Annotated in this window: 1 pseudogene; it reads left to right on the top strand. The window is 45.8% G+C overall.

The window, feature by feature from the left end:
• Positions 1-343 (top strand): annotated as a pseudogene (locus tag IEW66_RS08705) (transposase); the annotation flags it as partial.

The following is a 343-nucleotide window of genomic DNA, read 5'->3' as shown; positions in this document are numbered from 1 at the left end:
CAGAGTCCCATTCCACAGACCTCTGGAAGGTGAGGTAAAGTGAGTAATAATAAGGAGGAGTGCCACTGGTTGGTGTGCGATATTTCAGGCTGAGGTTGAAAGGACACCTTTCGAGAAAACTGGAAAAGTGGTGGGGATAGATCTGGGAGCTGACAGGCTGGTAACTACTTCAGACGGTGTGGTGATAGAGAACCCTAAATCTTTTGATGAGGTTGAGAGGAGGATAAAGATCCTGCAAAGGTCATTATCCAGGAAGAGGGGGTCGAGGAACCATGAGAAGGCTAGAAGGAAATTAGCTAAACTGCACGATCATGCGAAAAATGTAATGAGTGACTATACACAT

This window comes from Thermogymnomonas acidicola (genome assembly GCF_014646795.1).
GTDB lineage: Archaea > Thermoplasmatota > Thermoplasmata > Thermoplasmatales > Thermoplasmataceae > Thermogymnomonas > Thermogymnomonas acidicola.
This window is presented reverse-complemented; position numbering and strand designations above follow the sequence as displayed.